We start from the raw sequence: 5,404 nt of genomic DNA on the forward strand, positions 1-5,404 counted from the left end.
TTCGTGGCCGCCCTTCTTGTGCTTGGCGTGCGCGCCGGCCTTCGCCGCGTGTCCACCACCACTCATGAGGGCTCCCTCCGAATCCCGCCGGCGTCCTGTCACGCCGTCGGGGATGAGATCGGCCCGACCGCCCGACACATCAGTCGCGTGCCGGTGCAGCGCGGTAGCTACTGGGGACCCGCGAGCGCGGCCACGATCCGGTCGACGCACTCGCGGGCGGCCACCGCCGTGGCCGGCCCGGTCAGCCCGGCCACGTGCGGGGTCAGCAGCACGCCGGGCACCCCGAACAGCGGCGAGGAGAACCGGTCGTGCTCCCGCTCGAACACGTCGACCGCCGCGCCCGCCACCGGGTGCCCGGGGTCGCGCAGCGCGTCGGCGAGGGCCTGCTCGTCGACGAGCCCGCCCCGCGCCGCGTTCACGACGACCGCCCCGGGCCGCAGCAGCGCCAGCTCCCGGCGCCCGATGAGCGGCGGTTCGCCGGGCGTATGGCGGGCGTGGACCGACAGCACGTCGGTCTCGGCGAGGAGGTCGTCCAGCGCCTCCACGGTCCCTGTGCCGCGCGCCCGCCACACCAGCACCCGCATCCCCAGCGCCGTCGCCCGTTGCGCGAGGGCCGCCCCGGTGTGCCCGCACCCCGCCAGCCCGAGCGTCAGCTCCCCGAGCTCCCGCGCCCGCCCCGGCGGATGCCCGCGCCAGATGCCGGCGTGGCTGGCCCGGTCGTGCGGGACCAGGCCGCGCAGCACCGCCAGGATCTGCCCGAGGACGAACTCGGCCACCCCGACCGCGTTGGTGCCCGGCGTGTGGACAACGCTCACGCCGTACCGTTGCGCGCTCTTCGTGTCGATATGGCCGATCCCGCTGCCGATCTGCCCGACGACCCGCAACGGCCGCCGCAGCCCGGGCGCGCAGGCGGCGTCGAAGAACCCGGCCGGCAGCGGCACGTTGGCCCGCGACTTCACGGCGTCGTAACCGGCGGCGCCTTCCCGGACCGTCGCGACCAGCCGCTCGAGGTCGAAGATCGGCTCCCGGACCACTCGCAGCCCGTCGCGCGGCGCGGGCGTGATCCCGCTGCGGTGCAGGTTGAGCGTGACCTCGCATCCGGCGGCGAGCGCCTGCTCGACCTCGCCGTCGAGCAGTTCGTCGGGCGCCCCGTCCCAGATGAGCAAGCGGTACCTGAACACCGGCGCACTCTCTCACGGACTTTCCAGTACCGTGCGCCGATGGTGTTCTGGTGGGCGCTGGTCGGCGCGGTGGTCGCCGCGGGCTCAGGCACGGCCGTCGGCATCGGGGCGTATCGGCAGCACCGGCGCATCCTGCGGCGCGGCGCCGTGCTCACCGCCGCGGTCGTCGCGTCCGAGGCCGTCGGCCGCAAGGTCCGGCTGTCGCTGCGCTTCGAGGGCATCGAGGACCACGTCGTCGAGTTCCTCGGCTACCGGCTGCGGGCCGAGGACGCCGCGGCGCTCGTGCCGGGCGTGCCGGTGCGGGTGTGGGCGCTGCCGGAGGACCTGTCCGAGATCCGCCTCGCCTACCCGGGCTCCGGCCGGATCCTGCCGTTCCAGGTCGCCCCCGAGGTTTCCGGCCACTATCCGGACGGGTTCATGGACGGCCTCGGGGGCCTGCTGGACCGCTGAGGCGTGTGGCGGCTCCAGGCGCCGTCAGGCGGTGTTCGCGGGTTCCGCCTCGCGGCCGCGGTGGGTGTAGAGGGCGGCCGCGCCGGTGCCCACGCACAGGGCGGCGGAGCTCAGGGCCAGGGACCAGTGCACGCCGATGGCCTGGCCCAGCACGCCGACCGTGACGCCGCTGCCCGCCCGCAGGCCGCTCGCCGAGACGTTGTAGACGCCGATCACGCGGCCTCGTTCGGCGGGTGGCGCGAGCAGCTGGGTCACGGTCTGGCCGATGGACATCGAGGCCATGTTGGCCACGCCGCCGATGAACAGGACGATGATGGCCAGGGCGTAGTTTCCGGTCACGGCGAACGCCAGGCTGGACAGGCCGTAGAGCAGGGTGGAGACCAGCGCGGCGCGGACGGTCGGGCGGATCCGGCCGGTGGCCTCCAGCAGAATGCCGCCGATGACGCCGCCGGCGCCTGTGGCGAAGAGCAGGACGCCGTAGATGCTCGTGCTGTCCTTGCCCAGGTCGTCGGCGAAGACCGGCATGACGGCCTGGAGCGAGGTACCGACGAAGAACGAGGCCAGGCCGGCGAGGATGATCATGCTGATCAGGGTGTGGTCGCCGGCCACGCGGCGCAGGACCTTGACCGTGTCGAACAGGCCCACGCGCTGGCCCCGGGGGCCGCTGTGGCGGGTGTGGCCGGTGAACCTGGTCCGGAACAGGAACAGCGTCAGCGGCAGGTAGAAGGCGATGTTCGTCAGGATGCCGGCCTTCGGGCCCAGCACCCCCAGCAGGACGGAGCCGACGGCCGGGCCGAAGAGGACGCCCAGGCTGCGGAAGGTCGCGTTCAGCCGTACCGCCGAGGCCAGCTCCGCATCGCCGACGAAGTCGTGCAGCATCAGCTGCTCGCCCGGGCCCCACAGCGAGCCGGCCATGCCGTGCAGCACCAGCAGCACGCAGGCCTCCCAGATCTGCAGGGAGTCGGTGATGAACAGGATGCCCCAGAGCAGCGAGACCAGCATGAACAGCGCCTGTGCGGCCTGGATGACCCGGCGGCAGTCGTAGCGGTCGGCCAGGCCGCCGAACCACACCGACAGCAGCAGGAACGGCACCCAGTGGCTGATCACCTGGAAACCGGCGAGGGCCTCGGAATGGAACTTCTGCCACAGCATCCAGTACGTGATCACGTGCTCGATGTTGTCGGCCATCATCGACAGGGCGGCGCCGAACAGGTACGGCCGGCAGTCCCGGTTGCGCAGGGCGGCGAACTTGCGGGCGGCCGGGGCGGCGACGGTCATGGCGGACAGCCTGCTCCGGTCCTTACCAGCGGGCGGGGGCGCGGTGGGCCGGAGTGACCGGCGCCACCCACTGCAACAAACCTGCAAACGGTACGCGTTGACTCCCCGTTTCCCGGGTGTCAACGTGGTCGTCAGGAATGCGCTTTCCTCAACGTTTCCACCGCAGAAGCAGGAGGATCGCATGCACGCTGGTCTACGCGCCGGGCTCATCGCCGCCACGGTGGCCGCGCTGGTCTCGACCGGCACGGCGTTCGCCGGCGCCGGCGCGCCCAGGGTCCCCGCCGCGGCCCGCCAGGCGCTTGGCGCCAACGACGGCTGGGCGGCGGCGGGCACCGGCACCACCGGCGGGGCGGCCGCCGACGACGCGCACGTGTTCGTCGTGCGCACGAGGGACGAGCTGGCGGCCGCCGTGGCCGGGAACGCCCCCAAGATCGTGCTCATCGCCGGCACGATCGACGCCAACGAGGGGCGCACGTGCGCCGACTACGCGGACCCGCAGTACACCCTGGACGCCTATCTCGCCGCCTACGACCCGGCGGTGTGGGGCAGGGTCGCGCCCAGCGGACCCCTGGAGGAGGCGCGGGTCCGCTCGACGAAGACCCAGGGGCTCAAGGTCAAGATCGACGTCGGGGCCAACACGACGGTCTACGGCCTGCGCAACGCGCGGCTGATCGGCGGCAACCTGCTGCTCACCAACGTCAGCAACGTCATCATCCGCAACGTGACCTTCGTGGACGCGCACGACTGTTTCCCGGCGTGGACCCCGACCGACGGCGCCGACGGCAACTGGAACTCCCTCTACGACAACATCACCCTCACCGGCAGCACCAACGTGTGGATCGACCACGACACGTTCACCGACGGCGCCAACCAGGACTCGGACCAGCCGGTGTACTTCGGCCGCCCGTACCAGGTGCACGACGGCCTCGCCGACGTCATCAAGGGCTCGGACTACGTGACGATGTCGTACAACAACATGTTCGAGCACGACAAGTCGGTGCTCATCGGCTCGACCAACACCCCGGGCGTCGACGTCGGCAAGCTGCGCGTCACCATGCACCACAACCGCTTCGCCAACCTCGGGCAGCGCACGCCGCGCGTGCGGTTCGGCCAGGTCGACGTGTACGACAACTACTTCTACGCCACCGACGAGGACACCTTCGTGTACGCGCTCGGGGTCGGCGTGCAGTCGGCCATCTACGCCGAGAACAACTTCGTCCTGCGCAGCGCCGACACCCCGCTCAGCGCGTTCGTCTACGACTGGGGCGGCACCGCGATGACCGAGAAGGGCACCCTGGCCCGGGTCGGCACCGGGCCGGTCGTGCCGGTGAACCTGCTGGCCGAGTACAACGCGGCGCACGACCCCGACATCGCGCCCGACGCGGGCTGGACCCCGGTCCTGCGCGCGTCGCTGGACCCGGCCGCCGACGTGCCGCGGATCGTGTCCGCCTGCGCCGGCGCCGGAAAGCTACCCGTGTAGCGCCGTTTCGATCATCTGGTCCAGCCACTGGGCGAGCTTGGCCCGGCTCCAGCCGCGCTGCTCGATCAGCAGCGCCACGGTGTGCCAGGTGACGATCGCCCACAGCGTGTCCGTGGCCCGGCCGACCGTCAGGCCGGGCCGCAGCCGCCCGTCGTCGGCCGCGGCGCGCACCAGCCGCTTGAGCGCGGCCCGCCGGCCCCGCTCGTGCCGCCGCCAGGCCTCCCGCACCGCCGGCTCGGCCGCGGACGCCTCCTCGAACGCGCGCAGCAGCGGGTAGCCGCGCAGCAGGGACTCGACGACGTCGCCGCCGGCGTCGGCGTGGTCCAGCGCGGCCAGCAGCAGCCCGGGCTTGTCGGCCACCGCGTACACCGACCGCGGCGTCACGCCGGCGTCCTCGGCGATCGCGGCGACGGTCGTGGCCGCGTACCCGTGCCGGGCGAAGAGCCGCCCCGCCGCGGCCATGATCGCCGCTCGGGTGGCCGTGGCCTGGGCTACACGCCGTGGAGCGTGATATGCGCGACTACGATTCGGTGCAGTCATCCTCACCTCATTTCACGCCGAGTGTACCGAACCAGCATCGCCTGCTGCAGCGGCACCTGGAGCGATCTTCCCGTGCTCGATATCATCCCTGGAGTCCATAGTGGACGAATGCGGCCTTCGAGATCTTCATTGAAATCTCGGCGAAACCCTTTGTTTGCCCGCCGTTCGGACGTACTGTCTGATGAGTCCAACGAGCTCTTGGAGGTGAACGACATGGCGAAGAAGTCGAAGAAGGACAAGAAGAAGAACAAGAAGAAGAAGTAAGTTCTCCGCCGATTCGCCGCCCGGGGCTACTCCGGGCGGCTCGGTCGGGCCGTCGGGTGACGCTCGACCCGCACCGCCGGCCGCGCCCTCGCCGCGGGCCACTCGTCGCCGGCGCCTTCGCAGCACCCCCTCGCACGCCGCGCCGCCCCTCGCACGCCGCGCCGCCCCTCGCACGCCGCGCCGCCCCAGTCGCGCGCCGCCCCTCACGCGC

Annotated in this window: 5 protein-coding genes; 2 read left to right on the plus strand and 3 right to left on the minus strand. The window is 72.1% G+C overall.

Features of this window, described 5'->3' with window-relative positions; translation table 11 throughout:
* Positions 1-167: 167 nt before the first annotated feature.
* On the minus strand, positions 168-1,181 hold the full coding sequence (locus tag ABD352_RS25790) for an NAD(P)-dependent oxidoreductase (RefSeq protein ID WP_344615056.1): 1,014 nt from the start codon (positions 1,179-1,181) through the stop codon (positions 168-170).
* Between the two features lie 39 nt (positions 1,182-1,220).
* Between ABD352_RS25790 and ABD352_RS25795 the strand changes: the two genes are divergently transcribed.
* Positions 1,221-1,631, plus strand: a complete 411-nt coding sequence (locus tag ABD352_RS25795; protein ID WP_344615057.1) for a hypothetical protein — start codon at positions 1,221-1,223, stop codon at positions 1,629-1,631.
* Positions 1,632-1,655: 24 nt separating this feature from the next.
* On the opposite strand, the gene ABD352_RS25800 is transcribed toward ABD352_RS25795, so the two are convergent.
* Entirely contained in the window at positions 1,656-2,909 is a 1,254-nt protein-coding gene (locus ABD352_RS25800) for an MFS transporter (RefSeq protein ID WP_344615058.1), read from the minus strand.
* 181 nt (positions 2,910-3,090) lie between these two features.
* Between ABD352_RS25800 and ABD352_RS25805 the strand changes: the two genes are divergently transcribed.
* Positions 3,091-4,389, plus strand: a complete 1,299-nt coding sequence (locus tag ABD352_RS25805) for a pectate lyase family protein (protein ID WP_344615059.1) — start codon at positions 3,091-3,093, stop codon at positions 4,387-4,389.
* On the opposite strand, the gene ABD352_RS25810 is transcribed toward ABD352_RS25805, so the two are convergent.
* Positions 4,378-4,851: a TetR/AcrR family transcriptional regulator gene (locus ABD352_RS25810; RefSeq protein WP_344615060.1), complete on the minus strand. Its 474-nt coding sequence runs from the start codon at positions 4,849-4,851 to the stop codon at positions 4,378-4,380. The two genes, ABD352_RS25805 and ABD352_RS25810, sit on opposite strands and share 12 nt — an antisense overlap.
* Positions 4,852-5,404 lie beyond the last annotated feature (553 nt).

This window comes from Dactylosporangium salmoneum (assembly GCF_039532525.1).
Classification (GTDB): domain Bacteria; phylum Actinomycetota; class Actinomycetes; order Mycobacteriales; family Micromonosporaceae; genus Dactylosporangium; species Dactylosporangium salmoneum.

Excerpts from the sequence above, each read along its gene's own strand:
- ABD352_RS25795 (WP_344615057.1), top strand. The coding sequence starts at position 1,221 with ATGGTGTTCTGGTGGGCGCTGGTCGGCGCGGTGGTCGCCGCGGGCTCA.
- ABD352_RS25800 (WP_344615058.1), bottom strand. The coding sequence starts at position 2,909 with ATGACCGTCGCCGCCCCGGCCGCCCGCAAGTTCGCCGCCCTGCGCAAC.
- ABD352_RS25805 (WP_344615059.1), top strand. The coding sequence starts at position 3,091 with ATGCACGCTGGTCTACGCGCCGGGCTCATCGCCGCCACGGTGGCCGCG.
- ABD352_RS25810 (WP_344615060.1), bottom strand. The coding sequence starts at position 4,851 with ATGGCCGCGGCGGGGCGGCTCTTCGCCCGGCACGGGTACGCGGCCACG.